The following is a 20,579-nucleotide window of genomic DNA, read 5'->3' as shown; positions in this document are numbered from 1 at the left end:
TGACCCCGCCCGGCAGAGTACCACATACTGACCAGATCAGCCCCTGATCCAAGCCGTGAGAAGAATACGATGATGCGTCCAGCCGTTCTTGCTATCGCCCTTTCAGCCCTTTTCATGGGGTCCGCCCCGGTACAGGCCCAAAACCTGTTCGCGCCGCGGCTCTATGTCAATGACAGCGCGATCACCGAATTCGAGGTCCAACAGCGCATCCAGATGCTGCGGTTGTTCAACACCTCGGGCGATCTGGAAACACAGGCAACCAAGGCGCTGGTCGAAGACCGTCTGCGCATGGCTGCCGCCAAATCGATGGGCCTCAAGGCCACCCCCGAACAGATCGCCGCCGGTATGGGCGAATTCGCCAGCCGTGTGGAAATGTCAGGAGAGCAATTCGTCGCAGCCTTGGGCCAGGCCGGCGTATCGCCCCAAACCTTCCGCGATTTCGTTGAGGCAGGCCTATTGTGGCGTGAAGTCGTGCGACAGCGCTACGCCGGAAAAATCTTCATTTCGGATGCAGAGGTGAAACAAGCGATCGCCCTCGCGGGCCAGAATACCGCCATGCGCGTCCTTATCTCTGAGCTGGTGATCCCCGCCCCGCCCGGCCAAGAGACTGCCGCGATGGCCCGCGCCGAACGTTTGCGTGACCGGATCAAATCCGAAGGTGGCTTTGCCTCGGCGGCACGCAGCAATTCCGCATCCCCCACAGCCGCACGCGGCGGGCGTCTGGACTGGATGCCGCTTGCCAACCTGCCCGCGCCTTTGGCCTCTTCCATCCTTGGCCTTGCACCGGGTGAGGTCTCTGCCCCGGTGGCAATGAACGGGGCTGTCGCGCTGTTTCAGTTGCGCGGCTTGGAAGAGATTGACGGCCTTGGTCCGAAAGCAATCGAGATTGATTACGCCCAGTACTTTCTGCCCGCCGCGGGTGGTGCCGCTGCAGCCGCCGACCTGCGCAGCAAAATCGACACCTGCGATGATCTTTACGGCATCAATAAGGGCCAGCCCGCCGAGAACCTGATCCGCGAAACCAAAACCGCCAGCGCCCTGCCCGCAAATATCGGCCGCGCGCTTGCCGATCTGGACCCGGGCGAAAGTGTGGATTTCCCCTCTGGCGCGGCCCATATGTTCTTGATGCTCTGCGCGCGCGCGCCGGTTCAGGAAACACCGCCATCCGAGGCAGAGGTGCGTGAACGCTTGCTCAACCAGCGGGCGGGCGTTCTGGCGAACAGCTATCTCGAAGAACTGCGCTTCAACGCCATTATCCGCGAACCATAAGCACATGGCACAGCCCCCCATCGCCCTGACCTGCGGTGAACCCGCAGGCATCGGGCCAGAGATTGCGGTGCTGGCGCGCGAAGCATTGGGCGATGATCTGCCGTTCTTCTGGATCGGTGATCCAAGGCATCTGCCTGCCGGCACGAAATTCCAGCTTATCGACAGGCCCCAACAGGCAATAGGCGTTGCGGCAGGCACCCTTCCCGTGCTGCCTCATCCATTTGCAAGTCCCGCCACACCCGGCACGGCGCTGCCCGAACACGCAGCCGATGTGATCGCTGTAATCGCCCGCGCCGTGGATCTGGTGCAACAAGGGCAAGCCGCCGCGATTTGCACCGCGCCGATCCACAAAAAAGCGCTAAAAGACGGCGCGGGGTTTGCCTTTCCGGGCCATACCGAATTTCTCGCCTCTCTTGGCGGGGTGGACCGCGTGGTGATGATGCTCGCCTGTCCCGACTTGCGGGTGGTGCCGGTTACCATCCACATCCCGCTGGCCCAGGTGCCAAGCGCCCTGACGGCTGACGCGCTTGAGGAAACCATCCGCATCACCCATGCCGGGCTGCAACAGGACTTCGGCCTGCCCGCCCCCCGCATCGCCGTGGCCGGGCTGAACCCCCACGCCGGCGAAGGTGGCGCGATGGGGGCTGAAGAGCTCACCCTGATCATCCCCGTGCTGGACCGCCTGCGCGCCGAGGGGATGCACATCGTAGGCCCGCTTCCTGCCGATACGATGTTCCACGCCAAGGCCCGCGCGCAATATGATGTGGCCATCTGCATGTATCACGACCAAGCGCTTATCCCGATCAAAACCATCGATTTCGCAGGCGGCGTCAACCTGACGCTGGGCCTGCCGTTCATCCGCACCTCACCCGATCATGGCACTGCGTTTGATATCGCAGGGCGCGGAATTGCCGATGCCACCAGCCTGATCGCCGCCTTGCGTATGGCGCATGACATGTCAAATACGAGGGGCAAAAATGGCCGCGATTGACGGACTTCCAACCCTTGCCCAAGTGATCCGCACCCATGATCTGGTTGCTAAAAAGCAGCTGGGCCAGAACTTTTTGCTGGACCTGAACCTGACCGCCAAAATTGCCCGTGCGGCGGGCGATCTGACGCAATGCGATGTGCTGGAGGTTGGCCCCGGACCCGGCGGCCTGACGCGCGGGTTGTTGGCCGAAGGGGCGCGCCGTGTGCTTGCCGTGGAAAAGGACGCGCGTTGCCTGCCTGCCTTGGCGGAAATCGCCGCCGCCTATCCCGGCCAGCTAGAGGTGGTGAACGCCGATGCGCTTGCGCTGGATGTCTCGGCCTATTTGACGCCGCCAGTGCGCGTGGTGGCCAACCTGCCCTATAATATCGGAACGGAACTGCTGGTGCGCTGGCTCTCGCCCGATGAATGGCCACCGTTCTGGCAAAGCCTGACGCTGATGTTCCAAAAAGAGGTGGCGCAACGCATCGTGGCCAAGCCCGGCGACAAGGCTTATGGCCGCCTTGCCCTGCTGGCCCAATGGCGCACTGATCCGCGCATTGTACTAACCCTGCCGCCCGAGGCCTTTAGCCCCGCGCCCAAGGTCCATTCCGCCGTGGTGCATCTGACACGGCTGGAGGCGCCGCGCTATCCGGCGAATGGGGCAATGTTGTCGCGAATTACCGCAATGGCCTTCAACCAACGCCGCAAGATGCTACGCTCTAGCCTGAAGGCGATGGGCCCTGATATCGAGGCGCGGTTGGAGGCGGTTGGTATCGCCCCCACGGCCCGCGCCGAGGAAATATCACTGGAAAAATTCTGTGCCCTGTCGATGGGCTACCCTTAGCCAAATCACCCAAAGGCGAGGACGAAAAAAGCCGGACAATTTTGCCCGGCTTTTCTTTATTCAGCGGCCTCGGTGCCAGACGTTGCTGGCGGGGCCGGCGTATCCACGCTTTCAGCGCTGTCCACTTTGGGCTTGCGCGGGGCGCGTGGTTTGCGCGCAGGACGCGCAGGTTTTTCCTCGGCTGCGGGCGTTTCTGCACCACTTGCCGGGGCTTCAGCCGCAGCGGCTTCCGGCTTCAATTTTGGCCGACGTTGCGTGCGGGGACGACGCGTTTCCGGTGTTTCAACCAGACCGCCCTCATCCTCATCCGCTTTGGGATCGATAACCTCGGACGGTGCCGTTTCAACCGGACGGTGAACCTGCCTGTTGCGGCGGTCATCCCGACGGTCTTCGCGCGGGGCCTCGTCAGGCGGGGAATCATTCCGATCTTCGCGGGTATTCGGCTGTGCGCCTTCACCCCGATCAGAGTTGCGATCCCTGTTCTGGTTATCGCGGTTCTGATTATGCTGCTGGTTGTGGCTGTCTTGCTGACGCCGCGCCTCTTGCTCGGCCACAAGCTCGCGCTGCGCCTCGGCCAGCATACGTGTGTAATGCTCGGCATGCTGCAAGAAGTTCTCGGCGTTTACGCGGTCATTTGACAGCTGCGCATCACGCGACAAAATCAAGTATTTATCAATAATTTGCTGCGGCGTACCGCGGACCTTGCCATCGGGGCCGGAGCTGTCGAAGACACGGTTCGTAATATTGCCGAGGGTGCGCGGGCGGTTCGATTTCGAACGCGAGCGGGACTTGGAAGATCTCATCTTGTCCTTTGATCCAGAACGATCTGGCTTTGCTATACTCCGGCGGTCTGGAAAGACACGTCTTACCTATCGTCGGCAGCATCAGGCATTTTTGGCATTGCGTGCGGGGATGAGAGCCGGATTTCACCGGAGCAAGCCCCTGTCACACCCATTTACCTAACGATGCCGCAGCGACCTGACAAGCAAAAATTGCTGTTTTTTCGGGTTATTCTGCTAAAAAATAAGCGATTTACCGCCTATCTCACGCAAAACTTGGTTAAACCACTTCGCCAAGCTGCCCTGAGACCACACGGCCGCGCCCGTCAAGGTCCAAGAGAATCTCTACACGCTTAAAGCCAGCCGCCCTAAACAATGCCGCCACGGCGGCCCCCTGGCTGGGCCCGATCTCTACCACAAGCCTGCCGGTTGCGGTTAAATGCTTCGGTGCTGTGGCGCTGATGATGCGGTAGGGGGCCAGCCCGTCACCCCCAGGGGTCAGGGCCAGGTGCGGCTCCCATCCTTGTACCTCGGGGGACAGGGCCGCCATCTCATCGACAGCGATATAAGGCGGGTTGGAGACGATAAGATCAAAGCGCCCCTGCACAGGATCAAACCAGCTGCCCTGCGCCCAAAGGGCAGAAACACCAAGCCGCGCCTGATTTCGCGCCGCCACTGCCAGCGCGGGTGCTGAGATATCAACCCCCAAGCCACGTGCGGCGGTACGATCAGCCAGCAAGCTCAGCAAAATGCAGCCCGATCCGGTGCCAAGATCCAGCACCGAGGCAAAGGGATGCGCAAGGGCGGCAGCGATGAGGGTTTCGGTTTCGGGGCGCGGGTCAAGCACATCCGGTGTCACGATAAACGACCGGCCCCAAAATAGCCGTTGGCCTGTGATATGCGACAAAGGCTGGCGTGCAGCACGAGCCGAAATGGCAACCTCAAAACCGGCAACTTGTGCGCACGACAGCAGGGTTTGCGGCGACATCAGCGCCAGATCGGCGCGCGACACCCCCAAGACATGCGCCAGCAGCATCGCCACATCTTGCGCTGCATCGGGCACCCCTGCCGCTGTCAGCCGCTCCACGCCCGAACGGCGCGCGGCCAGAATAATCATTCCATCTCTGCCAGTTTTCGCGCCTGATCGTCCGAGATCAGCGCATCAATCACAGGATCAAGATCACCGCCCATGATCTGCCCCAGCGAATAAAGCGTCAGGTTGATGCGGTGGTCGGTCATGCGGCCTTGCGGGAAGTTATAGGTTCGTATGCGTTCCGAGCGGTCACCCGATCCCACCTGCGCCTTACGATCGGCCGAGCGTGCGGCATCGACACGGTCGCGCTCTGCCTCAAAGAGGCGTGCGCGCAGGACCTGCATGGCGGCCACGCGGTTCTGATGCTGTGATTTCATTGCCGAAACCACGATGATCCCGGTCGGAAGGTGGGTGATGCGCACCGCACTATCGGTGGTGTTGACGTGCTGCCCACCCGCCCCACTGGCGCGCATCGTATCAATCCGGATATCCGAGGCGGGGATGTCGATATCCACATCCTCGGCCTCAGGCAACACGGCCACGGTCGCGGCCGATGTATGCACCCGCCCGCCGCTTTCGGTTTCCGGCACCCGCTGAACGCGGTGCACACCGGATTCGTATTTCATCCGCGCAAAGACGCCCTCGCCCTTGATATGCACGGAAAGTTCGCGGATCCCGCCCAGATCGCTTTCCTGAAGCTCAAGGATATCGAACGTCCAGCCGCGATTCTCGGCATAGCGGCGGTACATATTCAGCAAATCACCGGCAAAAAGCGCCGCCTCGTCGCCGCCCGTACCGGGCCGGATCTCAAGGATCGCGGGGCGCGCGTCGGCGGCATCCTTGGGCAAAAGCGCCAACTGCAAGGCGGCCTCCATCTCTGCGATGGCTGTGCGCAGGCTAGGGATTTCCTCTTCGGCCAATCCGCGCATCTCGGGATCTTTGAGCATCAGCTCCGCCTCGGCCAGATCATCAAGCGCGCCTAGATAGGCGCTGATTTGCGTGACCACCGGCTTGAGGTCGCCGTATTCGCGGCTTAGTTTTGCGATTTCCGCCGGGGGCGCGCCTGCGGAGAGCTTTGCCTCGATGAACTCAAAGCGTTGGGTGATTTGGGCGAGCGTATCTATTGGGACCATTTTTCAGGGTGTGTCCTAAGGTTTTGCGCGGGTCAAGAGGGCATACGCGATCCGCTAGAGTTTCGACTGCCATTCGCGCAGCCGCGCCGCATTGACGCCCATATCCGATTTACCAAAGCGCAGCCGCCCCAGAATACGCACGCCATCCGGCCCCGCTTGCGCCGTGATGTAATCGGGAAAGCCCCAAAGCGCCGAGCGGGTGATCCATGTGATGCGCCCCTCGTCCACATTTCCGGCAAGGCGGGTCGTGTGCGGGGTGGCAATCGCGATGGCGTCAACCTGCGCAAGACTGGCATCGGGCAGGTAAAGCGTGGCACTACCGATCTGGGCCTGTACGTCATTCAGCGGCGCGGCTTGCGGCCACAGCGCGCTGCTGGCAGGATCAATATGCCAGCGCGCCACGTCTGAAGGCGCAAAACGGATATATCCAAACAGCCCAGCAAGGACCAACAGGAAAGCTGCGATTGTCATGATTGATCCCTTCATTTGCGGTGATGCGCCCAGTGGTAAAGGCAGATCAGCTCATGCGCGACATGGGCACCTGCAATCGCTGTGGCGCCCGATGTGTCATAAGCGGGTGAGACCTCAACCACATCGCCGCCGACCATATTGATACCGGCCAGATCACGCAGGCAGGCCGCCGCTTGCCATGTCTGCAAGCCGCCCCAAACCGGCGTGCCCGTACCGGGGGCGGCCGACGGATCGAGGCAGTCTATGTCAAAGGTAACATAGGTCGGGTTCTGGCCCACGATCTCTTTGGCACGCGCCACCGTATGGGCCACGCCCTTTTCATGCACCGTGCGCGCGTCGATATATTCCACCCCGAGGTAGTCGTCACAATGGGTGCGGATGCCGATTTGTACGCTGGTTTTCGGATCGATAATCCCGCTTTTCACCGCTTTGTAAAAGAAGGTGCCGTGGTCAATGCGGTCCATATCATCATCGGCCCAAAGATCGGAATGGGCATCGAAATGAATAACCGACATCGGCCCGTATTTCTCGGCATAGGCGCGCAGGATCGGCAGGGTGATAAAGTGATCACCGCCAAGGGTGATTGTGCCCACACCGGCCTTAAGGATGCCCGCGATATGCGCCGTCAGCAGCCCCGGAAAGCTGGGCGTATGGGCGTAATCAAAGGCCACATCGCCGTAGTCGACAATCGCCATATCCTCAAGCGGGGAGGTCGGCCAGCCGTAGGGCGGATCAAAGGGTTGCAGCGCGCTCGCCTCACGGATTGCGCGGGGACCAAAGCGGGTGCCGGGGCGGTGCGTGACGGCTTGGTCAAAGGGCACGCCGGTGATCGCCAGATCGACGCCCGCCAGATCCTTGGTATAGCGGCGGCGCAAGAATGATGTGGCACCGACAAAGGCGTTCTCGAAGGCCAATCCGCGCAAATCCTTACGGGTAAAAGCGCCGTCTACCTCGTTTTTCGCATCTTCCAGTGCCATGGTTTATCCTTTCATCTACCCGCGTTGGGGGCCGGTTATGCCAAAGGTTGCGCCCGCTCTACCAGACGGGCAAAGAAGCTGGCACCAATAGGGGCCGCCTGATCGTTGAAGTTATAGGCCGCATGGTGCAACCCCGCACCCTCCCCCGTGCCAAGGAACAGATAGGCACCGGGGCGCGCCTCCAGCATATAGCTGAAATCTTCGGCGGTCATCTGGCGATCGGTCTCAAAATTGACGCCTCCCGCGCCCGCGATTTCGGCGGCGACATCGATGGCGAATTGCGCCTGATCTGCGTGGTTGATGGTGGCGGGATAACCCCAGTCATAATTCACCTCGGTTTTGACACCATAGGATTGCGCATGACCTTCGATAATCGCGAGGATACGGCGCTTTATCAGGGCGCGGACCTCGGGGTTAAAACAGCGGACAGTGGCGCAGAACCAGCCGCTTTCGGGGATGATATTATTGGCCGAACCGATGTGGATTTGCGTGACAGAAATCACCGCCTCATCCAGCGCATATACATTGCGCGAAACGATGGTCTGAAGGGCCTGCACCATGTCGGTAATGGCAACCACCGAATCCACACAGACATGCGGCGTGGCGGCATGGCCACCCTTGCCCGTCACCGAAACCCTCACCGTGTCGACCGAGGCCATAAGCGCCCCCGGCGTGGTGTCGAACTGGCCAAAGGGCATGTTGGGCATGTTGTGGATGCCGTAGACTTGGGCGATGTTGAACCGGTCCATCATCCCCTCTTCGACCATCACACGGCCGCCGCCGCCGCCTTCCTCGGCCGGTTGAAATATCAGCGCAACCTTGCCCGAGAAACGCCGCGTCTCACACAGGTATTTCGCCGCCCCCAGCAGCATGGTCACATGGCCGTCATGCCCGCAAGCATGCATCTTGCCCGGACAGGTAGAGGCGTAATCCGCCCCCGTTTCCTCGGTGATCGGCAGCGCATCCATATCGGCGCGCAGGCCAATCACCGGGCCGTCGGCACTGCCGTTAATGATGGCCACGATGCCGGTGGTGGCAATGCCCTCATGCAGCTCATCCACGCCGAACTCACGCAAGCGCGCCGCGACGAACGCCGCTGTCTCATGGCACTCAAACCCCAGTTCCGGATGCTGGTGCAAATGGTGCCGCCAACCTTTCATTTCGTCGGCAGAGCCTGCAATGGCATTCAATACGGGCATGGTCTACTCCTTTGAGGGCATGATATATGCGCGACACAAGACCGCAATTTGGAAGGAACCGCAATGGCCCAACAGCGCCTGACCCGCCCGCAAAGTGACGCCCTGATCGCGGACCCGCAAGGTGGGCTGCCGCGCCTGTTGGAAATCATGGCCCGCCTGCGAGATCCCGAAACCGGCTGCCCTTGGGATATTGCGCAGGATTTCGCCTCCATCGCGCCCTATACGATCGAGGAAGCCTATGAGGTGACTGACGCGATCGAACGCAAGGCTTGGGATGAGCTGGAAGGCGAGCTGGGCGATTTGCTGCTGCAAACCGTGTATCACGCCCAGATGGGCGCGGAGGCGGGCCTGTTTTCCTTTGACAGCGTCACGGCGGGGATTTCCGACAAGATGATCGCACGCCACCCGCATGTTTTTGGCGATGCCTCACGCGATAAAACCCCCGAACAGCAAACCGCCGATTGGGAGGCGATCAAAGCGGCCGAGCGTGGCCCCGCAGGCGTTCTTGACGGGGTTGCCCTTGGCCTGCCCGCGCTGACCCGTGCGGTCAAACTACAAAATCGTGCGGCGCGGGTCGGGTTTGACTGGCCCTCGACTACCGGCGTTCTGGATAAAATTCTGGAGGAATCGCGTGAACTGGTTGAGGCGCGTGACATCATGGGCCCCGAAGAGCAGGCCGAGGAGTTTGGCGACCTGATCTTCGTCATGGCCAACCTTGCGCGCCATCTGAACATTGACCCCGAAGAGGCCCTGCGCGCCGCCAACCAGAAATTCACCCGCCGCTTTGGCCGCATCGAACAACTTCTGGCCGAGGCAGGCAAAACCCCGGCGCAAAGCGATCTGGCCGAGATGGACACCCTTTGGGACCGGGCAAAGGCCGAGGAAAGGGAATGACGCAAAACCTTGCGCAATTATTCCGATAAATAAAGTCAGGCATTGACCAGAGTAAAAGAGTCGGGTTTAAGGAGTGCAACAAATTCAGACTAAAGAGGTCAACAATGTTTCTTCGCCTGTCCACCGCCGCCCTCGCGCTTGTCAGCACCGCCCTTCCCGTGCTTGCCGATGAGGTAAACGTCTATTCCCACCGCCAGCCAGAGCTGATCCAGCCATTGGCCGACGCCTTCACCGCAGAGACAGGTATTGATGTAAACATCGCCTTCGTTGGCAAAGGTATGGCCGAACGTCTGATCGCAGAAGGCGACCGCAGCCCAGCCGATTTGGTGATGACAGTTGATATCGCCCGGCTGACCGAGATCGTCGATGCGGGCGTGACCCAGCCGGTGACCTCAGACGTGTTGAACGCCAATATCCCCGCCGCCCTGCGCGATGTGGATAACCATTGGTTCGGCGTCACCTCCCGGGCGCGGATCGTCTATGCCTCCAAGGATCGCGTCGCGGATGGCGAAGTCACCACCTATGAGGATCTGGCCTCGGACAAATGGAACGGCCGCATCTGCTCGCGTTCGGGCACCAGCGACTATAACATCGCGCTGCTGGGGGCCGTTATCGCCCACCACGGCGAAGAGGCCGCGAAAACCTGGGCCGAAGGCGTGAAGGCCAATCTTGCGCGCAAACCCGTTGGCGGTGACCGCGATCAGGTCAAGGCGATCTGGGCGGGCGAATGTGATATCTCCATCGGGAACACCTATTACATGGGTAAGATGATGGATGATGCGGAACAACAAGAATGGGCAAATTCTGTCCGGATCGTGTTCCCAACATTTGAAGGCGGCGGCACGCACCTTAATGTATCAGGTGTGGCGATGACAAAGTCCGCGCCAAACAAAGCCCAAGCCTTGCAGTTCATGGAATGGCTGACCGGCGATGACGCACAGCATATCTATGCCGAAACCAACCACGAATTCCCCGTCAAGGACGGCGTCGCCCGTTCGGAAATCGTGCAAAGCTGGGGTGACTTTACCGCCGACAGCATCAACCTGACCGATGTTGCCAAGGCCCGCCCTGCCGCCCTGCGCATCATCGAAGAAATCGACTTTGACGGCTGATCTGCGACCAAATCGCAATCGCACGACATAATGAAACCGGGGGCAGAAATGCCTCCGGTTTTTCGCATGGACAAAGCGGCGCTCCTGCGGTCTTTTGTACCAAAGAATTCTGAGAGGGTTTATGGCAGCGCGTAAAATCATCATCGACACCGATCCCGGCCAAGACGATGCCGTCGCCATCTTGCTGGCGCTGGCAAGCCCGCAAGAGCTGGAGGTGCTGGGGATCACCGCCGTTGCCGGCAATGTTCCGCTGGCACTAACCGCCAAGAACGCGCGCATCATCTGTGAGCTGGCAGGCAAGCCGGATGTCAAAGTCTTTGCCGGTTGCGATGCCCCCCTGACGCGCAAGCTGGTCACGGCCGAGCATGTCCACGGCAAAACCGGGCTGGACGGGCCACAACTGCCCGCGCCTCAAATGCCGCTGCAAGAGCAGCACGCGGTGGATTTCATCATCGATACCCTGCGGGCCGAGGATGCGGGCGCTGTGACGCTTTGCGCGCTGGGGCCGCTGACCAATATCGCCACCGCCCTACAACGCGCCCCTGATATCGCACCGAAAATCGCCGAGATTGTGCTGATGGGCGGCGCCTATTTTGAGGTGGGTAACATCACCCCCACGGCCGAGTTCAATATCTACGTCGACCCCGAGGCCGCTGCTGTCGTGTTCAAATCCGGCGCGCCTTTGACCGTGATGCCGCTGGACGTCACCCATAAGGCCCTGACAAACGCCGCGCGCGTCCAGAGCTTTCGCGACATGGGCACGGAACCGGGCCGGATGGTCGCGGAATGGACCGATTTCTTTGAACGTTTCGACAAAGAGAAATACGGATCAGAGGGCGCACCTTTGCACGACCCTTGCGTGATTGCTTGGCTGCTCCAGCCCGGGTTGTTTTCCGGTCGCAAAATCAATGTGGAAATTGAGACCGAATCCGCGCTGACACTGGGCATGACTGTGGCCGATTGGTGGGGCGTGACCGATAGGGCGGCAAACGCCCTGTTTATCGGCGACGTCGATGCAGATGGCTTTTTCGCGCTGCTGACGGAACGCATCGGCCGCCTTTGACAACGGGTGACAACGGCTCGAATTTGCCCCGCAAATGCCAGATACCAATTTTTGCCGAAATGCCCCGCGGCACTTCCCACGCAAGCCGCATCGCGATATGGTGCGCCAAGAGGGTTAACGCGCGAATGATGCAGATCACCGCGCCCCGAACAGAACCAAACAAGCGCGGCACAGAATTCGCGTGGGAATAAAGGCAGCACATGGCACGAGCAACAATCAGGGTTATTCTTTTGACGTCAGCGGCGGCCCTTGGCCTGACCGCCTGTCAGAGTGTTGGCAACCCCTTTGCCAGCAAAGATAAAAGCGCGGATGGGGTGACGTCTGCGACCTCCATCCGGTTGGTCGACCGCGACGTCGAGGCCCCGCAGGTGTTTCAGGTCAGCGATGAAGCCCTTTGGGATGGCCGTCCCTCACTGGGGGGCGTCTGGGTGGCCTCGCCCGATGCAACCGATCCAGAGCGGGTTATCCTGCGCAACCCGGGCAATGGCAAATTTGTGATCGGCGCGCTGTTTCGGCGTGAACGCAATAATCCCGGACCAAAGCTGCAAATCTCGTCGGATACAGCGACGGCTTTGGGCATTCTGGCGGGACGGCCGACCGCGATCAGCGTAACCGCCCTGCGCCGCGAGGAAGTCCCCGTCGAGACCCCCGACGCCGCCCGCCCGATTCTTGCCGCCAATGAATCGGTGCAAACCAGCACGATTGATCCGGTTGCAACCGCCAGTGCCGCCCTTGACAAGGCCGTAGCGAAACCTGCGCCGAAACCCGCAGCCTCAAGCGGTAAAAACCTTGTGCAGATCGGGATCTTTAGCGTTGAGGCAAATGCAACCCGCGCCGCCTCCACCCTGAAAAAAGCCGGTATCGCCGCCACGGTCGCCAAGGACAGCAGTCAGGGCAAGACCTTTTGGGGCGTGACCGCTGGGCCGGTGGCTGCCGACAACCGCAGCGCAACCCTTGCAAAAGTAAAATCACTTGGCTTTAGCGATGCCTATTTCGTTTCCCGTTAATGCGGCACCGGGCCTGCGCGCCCGGCTTCTAAACCGAAAGGACCCCAAGATGCTGTTCAGACGTCTTCTTTGCCTGCTTGTCGTGCTGCCATTCATTGGCCAGGCGCAGGCGTTTGAAACGCGCGCGCAGGCGGCTTGGGTCTATGATATGGCGACGCAAACCGTCTTGATGGACAAGAACGCCGACGTGCCGCTGCCGCCGGCCTCTATGTCCAAGCTGATGACGCTGAATATGCTCTTTGAGGCGCTGCGCGATGGCCGCGTCACGATGGAGACCGAATTTTCGGTCTCGGCCCGTGCGCAGGCGATGGGCGGATCGACCATGTTCCTTAACCAGCGCGACCGGCCCACAACCCGCGACCTGATCAAGGGAATCATCATCAATTCGGGCAATGACGCCTGCGTGGTTGTGGCCGAGGGGCTTTCGGGCACCGAAGAGGCGTTTTCCCATCAGATGACCGAACGCGCCAAGGCGTTAGGGATGACCAACTCCACCTTTGCCAATGCCTCGGGCTGGCCTGATCCGGCGCAACGCATGTCGATGCGCGATCTTGGAATTCTTGCCAAACGGTTGATCGAGGAGTTCCCCGAACTCTATGCCACCTTTGCGGAAACCGAGTTCAACTATGCCGATCGCGCGCCCGCAAACCGTCATAACCGCAACCCGCTGCTGAAACTTGGCGGCGGCGCCGACGGGCTGAAGACCGGCCACACGTCTGAGGCAGGCTACGGGCTGGTCGGCTCCGCCAAGCAAGGCGACCGTCGGGTAATTTTCGTCATCACGGGCATGACCTCGGAAGAGGCCCGTGCCGAAGAAGCCGACCGTATGATGAACTGGGCCTTTCGCCAATTTGTGATGAAAACCGTGATCAAAGCGGGGCATCGCGTGGCATCGGCTGATGTCTGGCTGGGTGACGCGGCCGAGGTCGGGCTGGTGGCAGCCGAAGATGTGACCATGCTGGTTCCCGCCCTTGTGCAAGACGGTGTGAAGGCCGAGATCAGCTATACAGGCCCGCTCAAGGCGCCTTTGGCAGCTGGGACAGAGGTTGGCACCTTGACCATCTCCGTCCCCGATCTGCCGCAGCGTGAGATCCCGCTTCTGGCCGAAAACAGCGTGGCGGCGGCGGGTTTCTTGCAGCGCTTGGAAAAGGCGGCGCTCGTCTTGCAAAAGCGGTTTTTGACTGACGCAGAGCCCGCGACCTGAAATGACACGCGACCAAGGGCTTTTCATCAGCTTTGAAGGCATCGACGGCTCTGGCAAAAGCACGCAGGCGCGGCTTTTGGCCGATGCGTTGCGCGCGTTGGGCCATAAGGTTTTGCTGACACGCGAACCCGGCGGCAGCACCGGCGCTGAGGAAATCCGTCGATTGGTGCTTGAGGGCGAGGCCGACCGCTGGTCGCCGGAAACTGAGATCCTACTGTTCACCGCCGCACGTCGTGATCATCTGGAAAAGACCATTCGCCCGGCCCTTGCCCGTGGTGAGATCGTCATCACCGACCGTTTCGCCGATAGCACCCGCATGTATCAGGGCATCCGCCGCGGTGATGGCGCCGATCTGCGCGCGATGGTCGATGATCTGCACGCCCGCATGATCGGGGTGGAGCCGGACCTCACCCTTCTGATCGACATCGACGCCGCCACCGGTCATTCCCGCGCCGTATCGCGCGCCGGGGCCGAGCAACGCTTTGAGGATATGGGCCCCGCCCTTCAGGCCCGTATGCGCGAGGGGTTTCTTGCCCTCGCACAGGCAGAACCCCGCTTTGCCGTGATCGACGGGGCGCGCGCGCCCGCTCAGGTCGCCGCCGATGTTCTGGCCACAGCGCAGGCCGCCCTATGAGCCGCGCCCCCAAAACCGCCCTTGAGGACCGCCCCGAACCCGACCGCGTCAAAGATGCCCCCCATCCGCGCGAGACATTGGCCCTGATCGGCCACCACGCCGCCGAGGCCGCATTTCTGGATGCGTTCAACAGCGGCAAGCTGCATCATGGCTGGATGATCACCGGCCCCTTAGGGCTTGGCAAGGCCACGCTGGCGTGGAAAATCGCACGCTTCCTGCTGGCCACGCCCGAGGATGACGGCGGCATGTTCGCAGCCCCGCCGCCTGACAGCCTCGATATTCCGGCCGATCACCCCGTTGCGCACCGGCTGCTGGCACTCTCGGAACCGCGGCTTTATCTGCTGCGGCGGGCTTGGGATGACAAGACGCGCAAGCTGAAATCCATGATTACTGTGGAGGAGGTGCGCAAACTCAAATCCTATTTCATGCTGTCTGCGGCTGATGGGGGCCGCCGTGTGGCGATCATCGATGCGGTAGATGAGATGAACGTGGCCGCCGCAAACGCCCTGCTCAAGCTGCTGGAAGAGCCGCCGCCGAATGTCACCTTGCTGCTGGTCAGCCACCAGCCTTCGCGCCTGCTTCCGACCATCCGTTCGCGCTGCCGAGAGCTGCGCCTTACACCGCTGAACGCTGAGGATATGGCAACCGCGCTGGCCGCCACCGGCGATGCCCCCGCCAATCCTGTGCCTTTGGCAGAGCTGTCGGGCGGATCGGTGGGTGAGGCGATCCGTATCCTCAACCTTGGCGGTTTGAAGATTTATGCGGGGCTGATCTCCCTTTTCGCCACCCTGCCCCGCTTGGACCGCACCCGTGCCGCAACTCTGGCCGAAATGGGGGCGGGGCGCGGGAATGAGGAAAAATTTGATCTTATCTTGATGCTGATCGATCTTTTCCTGGCCCGTCTTGCCCGCGCAGGCACCCTTGGCCATTGCCCGCCCGAGGCCACGAATGGCGAGGCGGAGCTGATCGCACGGCTTTCCCCCAATGCAAATGCGGCCCGCCAATGGGCCGATCTTGCGCAAGGTCTTGCCACCCGCGCGCGTCGCGGGCGGGCCGTCAACCTTGACCCTGCCGCGCTTCTCATGGATATGGTTCTACAGATTGATAAGACGGCGGGAAATCTCGCCCAGAGGTAAGCCATGACCCTTCCGCAGATCGTAGACAGCCATTGTCATCTGGACTTCCCTGATTTCGAAGGTGAGCTGCCCGAGATTATCGCCCGCGCCCATGCCGCAGGTGTGGCGCGCATGGTGACCATCTGCACCAAGCTGAAGAATGAGCCCGCCGTGCGCGCCATCGCCGAGGCAAACCCTTCGGTCTATTACGCCGCTGGCACCCACCCGATGAGTGTGGCAAGCGAACCGATGACAACCGTGGACGAGTTGATCGCCCTCGCCCAGCATCCGAAATTTGTCGGCATCGGTGAAAGCGGCCTTGACTACCATTACACGGCTGAATCGGCGGAAATCCAACGCGAAAGCCTGCGCATCCACATCACAGCCGCCCGTGAAACCAAGCTGCCGCTGATCATCCACGCCCGCGCCGCCGATGAAGACATGGCCCAGATCCTGACGGATGAGCACCGCAAGGGCGCTTTTTCTTGCGTCATGCATTGCTTTTCCTCCAGCGCGGAACTGGCCAAGGCCAGCCTTGACCTTGGGTTCTATTTGTCGATGTCGGGCATCGCTGCCTTTCCCAAATCCAAAGACCTGCGTGATATTTTCGCCGCCGCCCCGCTGGACCGGATCTTGCTGGAAACCGACAGCCCATATTTGGCACCGCCCCCCCACCGGGGCCGGCGCAATGAGCCAAGCTATACCGCCCATACCGCAAAGGTCGGGGCCGAGGCCTTTGGCCTTTCGCTGCCAGACTTCGCCGCCGCCACGACCGAGAATTTCAACCGTCTGTTCTGGAAAGCCAAATGACCGACACGCTGCGCTATACCATTTTGGGGTGCGGGTCATCTGGCGGGGTGCCGCGTATTGGCGGGCATTGGGGTGCCTGTGACCCGACGAACCCGAAAAACCGCCGCCGCCGATGTTCGCTGCTGGTGGAACGGGTAACAGATGTCGGGACCACGCGCGTGCTGATCGACACCTCACCCGACATGCGCGAACAGCTTCTGGCGGCCAATGTCGCAACGCTGGACGGTGTGATCTTTACCCATGCCCATGCCGATCATGTGCATGGCATCGACGACCTGCGCCAGATTGTGTTCAACATGCACGGGCGCTTGCCGGTCTGGGCCGATCCGCCCACCCAAACTGCCCTGTTTGACCGCTTTGGCTATGCTTTTGTGCAACCGCCCGGCTCCTCTTATCCGCCGATTTTGGATATGAACCTGATTGACGGGCCGGTTACCGTATCAGGCGCAGGCGGAGATATTGTCTTACAGCCCTTCCTTGCCCATCACGGCGCTATGGATGCGCTTGGTTTTCGTATCGGCAACCTCGCCTATCTGCCCGACGCGGTCGAGATCCCCGAGGCGGAATGGCCGCTGCTGCAAGGGCTGGATGTCTGGGTCGTGGATGCGCTGCGTCGCAAGCCCCACCCGACCCATGCCCACCTTGATATGACCTTGGGCTGGATCGAACGCGCCGCCCCAACCCGCGCGGTGCTGACCAACATGCATATCGATCTTGATTACGCGACCTTGCTGGCGGAAACTCCGGACCATATCACCCCCGCCTATGATGGCATGGTGATAGAGCTGATTACGCCGACAGGCCGCGCGCAATGAATGCCCTTCTTGATGTCATCCTGCCTGTTTTCCTGATCATCGGCGCCGGTTATCTGGCTGCATGGCGCGGTATTGTGGATGAGGCCGCCGTCGACGGGCTGATGAAATTCGCGCAGAACTTTGCCGTGCCCTGCCTTTTGTTTCGCTCCATCAGTCGGCTTGATCTGGCACAAAGCTTTGATCCCGGCCTTTTGGCCAGCTTTTACATCGGGGCGCTTGGCGCGGGGGCAATCGCCTATTTCGCGGCGCGGATCTTTTTTGACCGCAGCCCGCCCGAGGCCGTTGCCATTGCCTTTGTCGCCAGCTTTTCCAACTCGCTGCTGCTGGGGCTACCCATAACGGAACGCGCCTATGGTGCCGATGCGCTGACCTCTAACTATGCGATCATCGCGGTCCATTCGCCGATCCTGTACTCTTTGGGCATCACCTTTATGGAAATCGCGCGCAGTCACGGCGTCAGCAAGGCCGCGTTGTCCCAACGGGTCGTGAACTCTATCCTGCACCAGCCTTTGGTGATCGGTATTCTGGCCGGATTTATCGTCAATATCAGCGGGCTGCCTTTGCCGAATGTGGTCAATTCTGCGGTGGATATGATGGTGCGCGCGGCAATCCCCGCGGCGCTTTTCGGGCTTGGCGGGATATTGCTGCGCTATCGTCCCGAGGGGGATATGAAAACCATCACCATGCTGTGCGGCCTGACGCTATTCGTGCATCCCATCATCACCTACGGGTTGGGCCGCTTCGTCTTTGGCCTCAGTGTTGAGCAGCTGCGCTCTGCCGTGGTGACGGCCGCGATGGCACCGGGGGTCAATGCCTTCCTCTTTGCCAATATGTACGGGGTGGCCAAGCGGGTCGCGGCCTCCACCGTGTTGATTGCAACGGCCGTATTGATTATTACGGCTTGGGGCTGGCTGCATATATTGCCGTAAAGTCACGCAGGCGTCACACCGCGCATCCGTTCGGACCGGCGGCGCAGCAGTTCCACCACAGCCAACAGGCAGACCGAGAAGATCACGAGGATCGTCGCCACCGCCAAAATGGACGGGCTGATCTGTTCGCGGATACCGTTCCACATCTGGCGCGGGATGGTTTGCTGTTCGTGGCTGCCGATGAACAAGACCACGACCACCTCATCAAAAGAGGTCACAAAGGCAAAGAGCGCGCCCGAAACAACCCCCGGCGTAATCAGCGGCAGTTGCACCTTAAAAAACGTCGTCACCGGTCCCGCACCCATGTTTTGCGCGGCGCGAATAAGCGAGCGGTCAAACCCCATCATCGTCGCCGTTACCGTTATGATCACAAAGGGAATACCCAGCGTGGCATGGGCCATGACCAACCCGAAATAGGTGCCCGACAGCCCGATGTCGGAATAAAAGAAAAACAGCCCCGTCGCGGTGATAATAATCGGCACGATCATCGGCGAGATCAGAATCGCCATGATCAGCTTGCGATAAGGCATCTCGGGGCGCGACAGGCCCATCGCGGCGATGGTCCCCAAAACCGTGGCCACAATCGTTGAAAAGAACCCCACAAGGATAGAGTTCTTGGCCGCTTGCACCCATCGGGCATTGGCCCAGACATCGGCCCACCAGCTGCTATCACGGACAGCGTCCGGCACCGCCATCCCGAAGGTCAGCAGGTTGTCATACCAACGCATCGAATAGCCGTCTGGATCAAGCCGCAGCATTTCCGGCGTAAAGGTGAAATAGGGCTCAACGTTGAACGATAGCGGCATGATGATCAGGATGGGCGCGATCAAAAAGATGAAGATCAGCGCGCAGATCACCCGATAGGTGTAATACCAGATGCGCTCAAGACGGTCTGCATATACAGGAAGTGCCATATCTCGATTACCCTAACTTCATGTTATCAATGCCGATAATCCGGTCATAAGCCCAATAGAGGATCAAGACCGCCGCCAGCAGCATCGATGCCAGCGCGGCCGCCAGTGACCAGTTCAGCGATTTTTGCATGTGGAATGCGATCTGGTTGGAAATCAGCGTCCCATCCGCACCGCCGACAAGGGCCGGTGTGATGTAATAGCCAACCGCCAGAATGAAGCACAAAATCCCGCCGGCGCCGATGCCAGACACGGTTTGCGGCAAATAAATGCGGCGGAAGGTGGTCCAGCTGGTCGCCCCCAGACTGCGCGCCGCACGGGCATAGCTTGGCGGGATCGTCTTCATCACCGAGTACAGCGGCAGGATCATGAACGGCAGCAAGATATGCGTCATCGCGATGATCGTGCCAAGCTGGTTATACATCATCTCCAACCGGCCGTCTTCGGATACGATGCCAAGGCTGACCAAGACATCATTGATCACGCCCTGCCCTTGCAGCAGTACCATCCAGCTGGTCGTGCGCACCAAAAGCGAGGTCCAGAACGGCAAAAGCACCAAGATCATCAACAGGCTTGCATGGCGCAGCGGCAAAACCGCCAGCAAATGCGCCACCGGAAAGCCAAGCAGCAGACACAGGCCGGTAATCACCACCGAAAGCACAAAAGTCCGGATGAACAGCTTGACGTAAATCTGGCTATTCTCGGGGGCCGGTTCAAATTTGCCGCTATCACCGATCTGGCGATCAAGGGCGGCTTGATAAAAATTCAACGTCGCCGCAGCCGAGGCAGACCGCATAGCCGCCCAGATATCGGGGCGGCCCCATTTTTCATTGGCCGCCAAAAGCGCTCCTTTATAAGGTGGCTCCAGCTTGTCAGCCCGGCGTGCGGTCGAGGTGAAAAGCGAACGTGTGCCCGGAATTTCATAGTTGACTCGCGTGCCGATACTGCCTGCCGTCCGCGATTTGGCTGCCGTTTTCAGGTCGGCGGCAAGGGCCGCATAGGCCGCCTCATCAGGTGCGGTATCGCCATTGGCATCAAACCATGCCCCAAGTTCCACCATATTGGCGGAAAACTTATCATCCGTGAAGGATCGCGACAGCATTTGCCCGATCGGCACCGCGAATGTCAGCAAGACAAAGATCAGCAGCGGCACCACCAGAAAGAAAGCACGAATACGGGCGCGGCGCGAGGCACGGGTAAGCGCGGCCTTCAACGGTTGTCCGTCTACAGTGCGCAGCACGTCTGTCTCGGCGGTTATATCGGGGTTTGCCATGGCGGTTTTGTCCCTGTCGGTTAAGTCGGTATCAGCCCTCTGTCGGGGCTTTGTCTAGTTCAGCAGTCAAGCGTTGAAACCCTTACTCAACTGCGCATCGCGGGTAGTCTTGACCGGAAAAAAACAAGAATTCCCTG

At 60.5% G+C, this 20,579-nt stretch carries 21 protein-coding genes; 13 read left to right on the top strand and 8 right to left on the bottom strand.

Annotated features, from left to right (window positions below; genetic code table 11):
• The first annotated feature begins 69 nt into the window (after positions 1-69).
• The 3 genes from EOK75_RS12890 to rsmA are packed head-to-tail and all read left to right on the top strand — an operon-like array spanning position 70 to position 3,083.
• Positions 70-1,269: a peptidylprolyl isomerase gene (locus EOK75_RS12890; RefSeq protein ID WP_137194492.1), complete on the top strand. Its 1,200-nt coding sequence runs from the start codon at positions 70-72 to the stop codon at positions 1,267-1,269.
• A gap of 4 nt (positions 1,270-1,273) precedes the next feature.
• Positions 1,274-2,260: a 4-hydroxythreonine-4-phosphate dehydrogenase PdxA gene (gene pdxA, locus EOK75_RS12885; protein WP_137194491.1), complete on the top strand. Its 987-nt coding sequence runs from the start codon at positions 1,274-1,276 to the stop codon at positions 2,258-2,260.
• A complete protein-coding gene (rsmA, locus tag EOK75_RS12880) occupies positions 2,247-3,083 on the top strand; it encodes a 16S rRNA (adenine(1518)-N(6)/adenine(1519)-N(6))-dimethyltransferase RsmA (protein WP_137194490.1) in 837 nt (278 codons plus the stop codon). Before pdxA ends, rsmA begins: the two co-directional genes overlap by 14 nt.
• Before the next feature lie 56 nt (positions 3,084-3,139).
• On the opposite strand, the gene EOK75_RS12875 is transcribed toward rsmA, so the two are convergent.
• The 6 genes from EOK75_RS12875 to EOK75_RS12850 form a co-directional block, all read right to left on the bottom strand.
• Complete coding sequence (locus EOK75_RS12875) at positions 3,140-3,886, bottom strand: DUF4167 domain-containing protein (protein ID WP_137194489.1); 747 nt, start codon at positions 3,884-3,886, stop codon at positions 3,140-3,142.
• A gap of 256 nt (positions 3,887-4,142) precedes the next feature.
• Positions 4,143-4,979, bottom strand: a complete 837-nt coding sequence (gene prmC / locus EOK75_RS12870) for a peptide chain release factor N(5)-glutamine methyltransferase (protein WP_137194488.1) — start codon at positions 4,977-4,979, stop codon at positions 4,143-4,145.
• Positions 4,976-6,028 carry a peptide chain release factor 1 gene (prfA, locus tag EOK75_RS12865; RefSeq protein WP_137194487.1) on the bottom strand — a complete coding sequence of 351 codons (1,053 nt, stop codon included), beginning with the start codon at positions 6,026-6,028 and terminating at the stop codon, positions 4,976-4,978. Before prfA ends, prmC begins: the two co-directional genes overlap by 4 nt.
• Before the next feature lie 54 nt (positions 6,029-6,082).
• Complete coding sequence (locus tag EOK75_RS12860; RefSeq protein WP_137194486.1) at positions 6,083-6,499, bottom strand: DUF1499 domain-containing protein; 417 nt, start codon at positions 6,497-6,499, stop codon at positions 6,083-6,085.
• A gap of 11 nt (positions 6,500-6,510) precedes the next feature.
• Positions 6,511-7,476, bottom strand: a complete 966-nt coding sequence (speB, locus tag EOK75_RS12855; RefSeq protein ID WP_137194485.1) for an agmatinase — start codon at positions 7,474-7,476, stop codon at positions 6,511-6,513.
• 35 nt (positions 7,477-7,511) lie between these two features.
• Positions 7,512-8,675, bottom strand: coding sequence for a M20 aminoacylase family protein (locus EOK75_RS12850; RefSeq protein WP_137194484.1), 1,164 nt, complete (start codon positions 8,673-8,675; stop codon positions 7,512-7,514).
• A 63-nt stretch (positions 8,676-8,738) separates the two neighbouring features.
• Here EOK75_RS12850 and mazG point away from each other — a divergent pair, with 63 nt between their 5' ends.
• From mazG to EOK75_RS12800, 10 genes are all read left to right on the top strand, one after another.
• On the top strand, positions 8,739-9,569 hold the full coding sequence (gene mazG, locus EOK75_RS12845; protein WP_137194483.1) for a nucleoside triphosphate pyrophosphohydrolase: 831 nt from the start codon (positions 8,739-8,741) through the stop codon (positions 9,567-9,569).
• A 104-nt stretch (positions 9,570-9,673) separates the two neighbouring features.
• Positions 9,674-10,681: a Fe(3+) ABC transporter substrate-binding protein gene (locus EOK75_RS12840; protein WP_137194482.1), complete on the top strand. Its 1,008-nt coding sequence runs from the start codon at positions 9,674-9,676 to the stop codon at positions 10,679-10,681.
• A 121-nt stretch (positions 10,682-10,802) separates the two neighbouring features.
• Complete coding sequence (locus EOK75_RS12835; protein WP_137194481.1) at positions 10,803-11,744, top strand: nucleoside hydrolase; 942 nt, start codon at positions 10,803-10,805, stop codon at positions 11,742-11,744.
• Between the two features lie 200 nt (positions 11,745-11,944).
• Complete coding sequence (locus tag EOK75_RS12830; protein WP_137194480.1) at positions 11,945-12,751, top strand: SPOR domain-containing protein; 807 nt, start codon at positions 11,945-11,947, stop codon at positions 12,749-12,751.
• 49 nt (positions 12,752-12,800) lie between these two features.
• The gene (locus tag EOK75_RS12825; RefSeq protein WP_137194479.1) at positions 12,801-13,955 is read left to right on the top strand and encodes a D-alanyl-D-alanine carboxypeptidase family protein; all 1,155 of its coding nucleotides are present in this window, start codon (positions 12,801-12,803) and stop codon (positions 13,953-13,955) included.
• A 1-nt stretch (position 13,956) separates the two neighbouring features.
• Positions 13,957-14,589: a dTMP kinase gene (gene tmk / locus EOK75_RS12820; RefSeq protein ID WP_137194478.1), complete on the top strand. Its 633-nt coding sequence runs from the start codon at positions 13,957-13,959 to the stop codon at positions 14,587-14,589.
• Positions 14,586-15,725: a DNA polymerase III subunit delta' gene (locus EOK75_RS12815; RefSeq protein ID WP_137194477.1), complete on the top strand. Its 1,140-nt coding sequence runs from the start codon at positions 14,586-14,588 to the stop codon at positions 15,723-15,725. The genes tmk and EOK75_RS12815 overlap by 4 nt, the downstream gene beginning before the upstream one ends.
• Before the next feature lie 3 nt (positions 15,726-15,728).
• Complete coding sequence (locus EOK75_RS12810; protein WP_137194476.1) at positions 15,729-16,514, top strand: TatD family hydrolase; 786 nt, start codon at positions 15,729-15,731, stop codon at positions 16,512-16,514.
• Positions 16,511-17,329 (top strand): MBL fold metallo-hydrolase, encoded by an 819-nt coding sequence (locus EOK75_RS12805; RefSeq protein ID WP_137194475.1) that lies wholly within the window; start codon positions 16,511-16,513, stop codon positions 17,327-17,329. The genes EOK75_RS12810 and EOK75_RS12805 overlap by 4 nt, the downstream gene beginning before the upstream one ends.
• On the top strand, positions 17,326-18,258 hold the full coding sequence (locus tag EOK75_RS12800; protein ID WP_137194474.1) for an AEC family transporter: 933 nt from the start codon (positions 17,326-17,328) through the stop codon (positions 18,256-18,258). Before EOK75_RS12805 ends, EOK75_RS12800 begins: the two co-directional genes overlap by 4 nt.
• Before the next feature lie 2 nt (positions 18,259-18,260).
• Here EOK75_RS12800 and EOK75_RS12795 read toward each other — a convergent pair whose 3' ends face one another.
• Positions 18,261-19,172, bottom strand: a complete 912-nt coding sequence (locus EOK75_RS12795; protein WP_137194473.1) for an ABC transporter permease — start codon at positions 19,170-19,172, stop codon at positions 18,261-18,263.
• Positions 19,173-19,179: 7 nt separating this feature from the next.
• The gene (locus EOK75_RS12790; protein ID WP_137194472.1) at positions 19,180-20,442 is read right to left on the bottom strand and encodes an ABC transporter permease; all 1,263 of its coding nucleotides are present in this window, start codon (positions 20,440-20,442) and stop codon (positions 19,180-19,182) included.
• Between the last annotated feature and the right edge of the window lie 137 nt (positions 20,443-20,579).

Origin of the sequence: Pseudorhodobacter turbinis, assembly GCF_005234135.1 — a bacterium.
GTDB classification, from domain to species: domain Bacteria; phylum Pseudomonadota; class Alphaproteobacteria; order Rhodobacterales; family Rhodobacteraceae; genus Pseudorhodobacter; species Pseudorhodobacter turbinis.
This window is presented reverse-complemented; position numbering and strand designations above follow the sequence as displayed.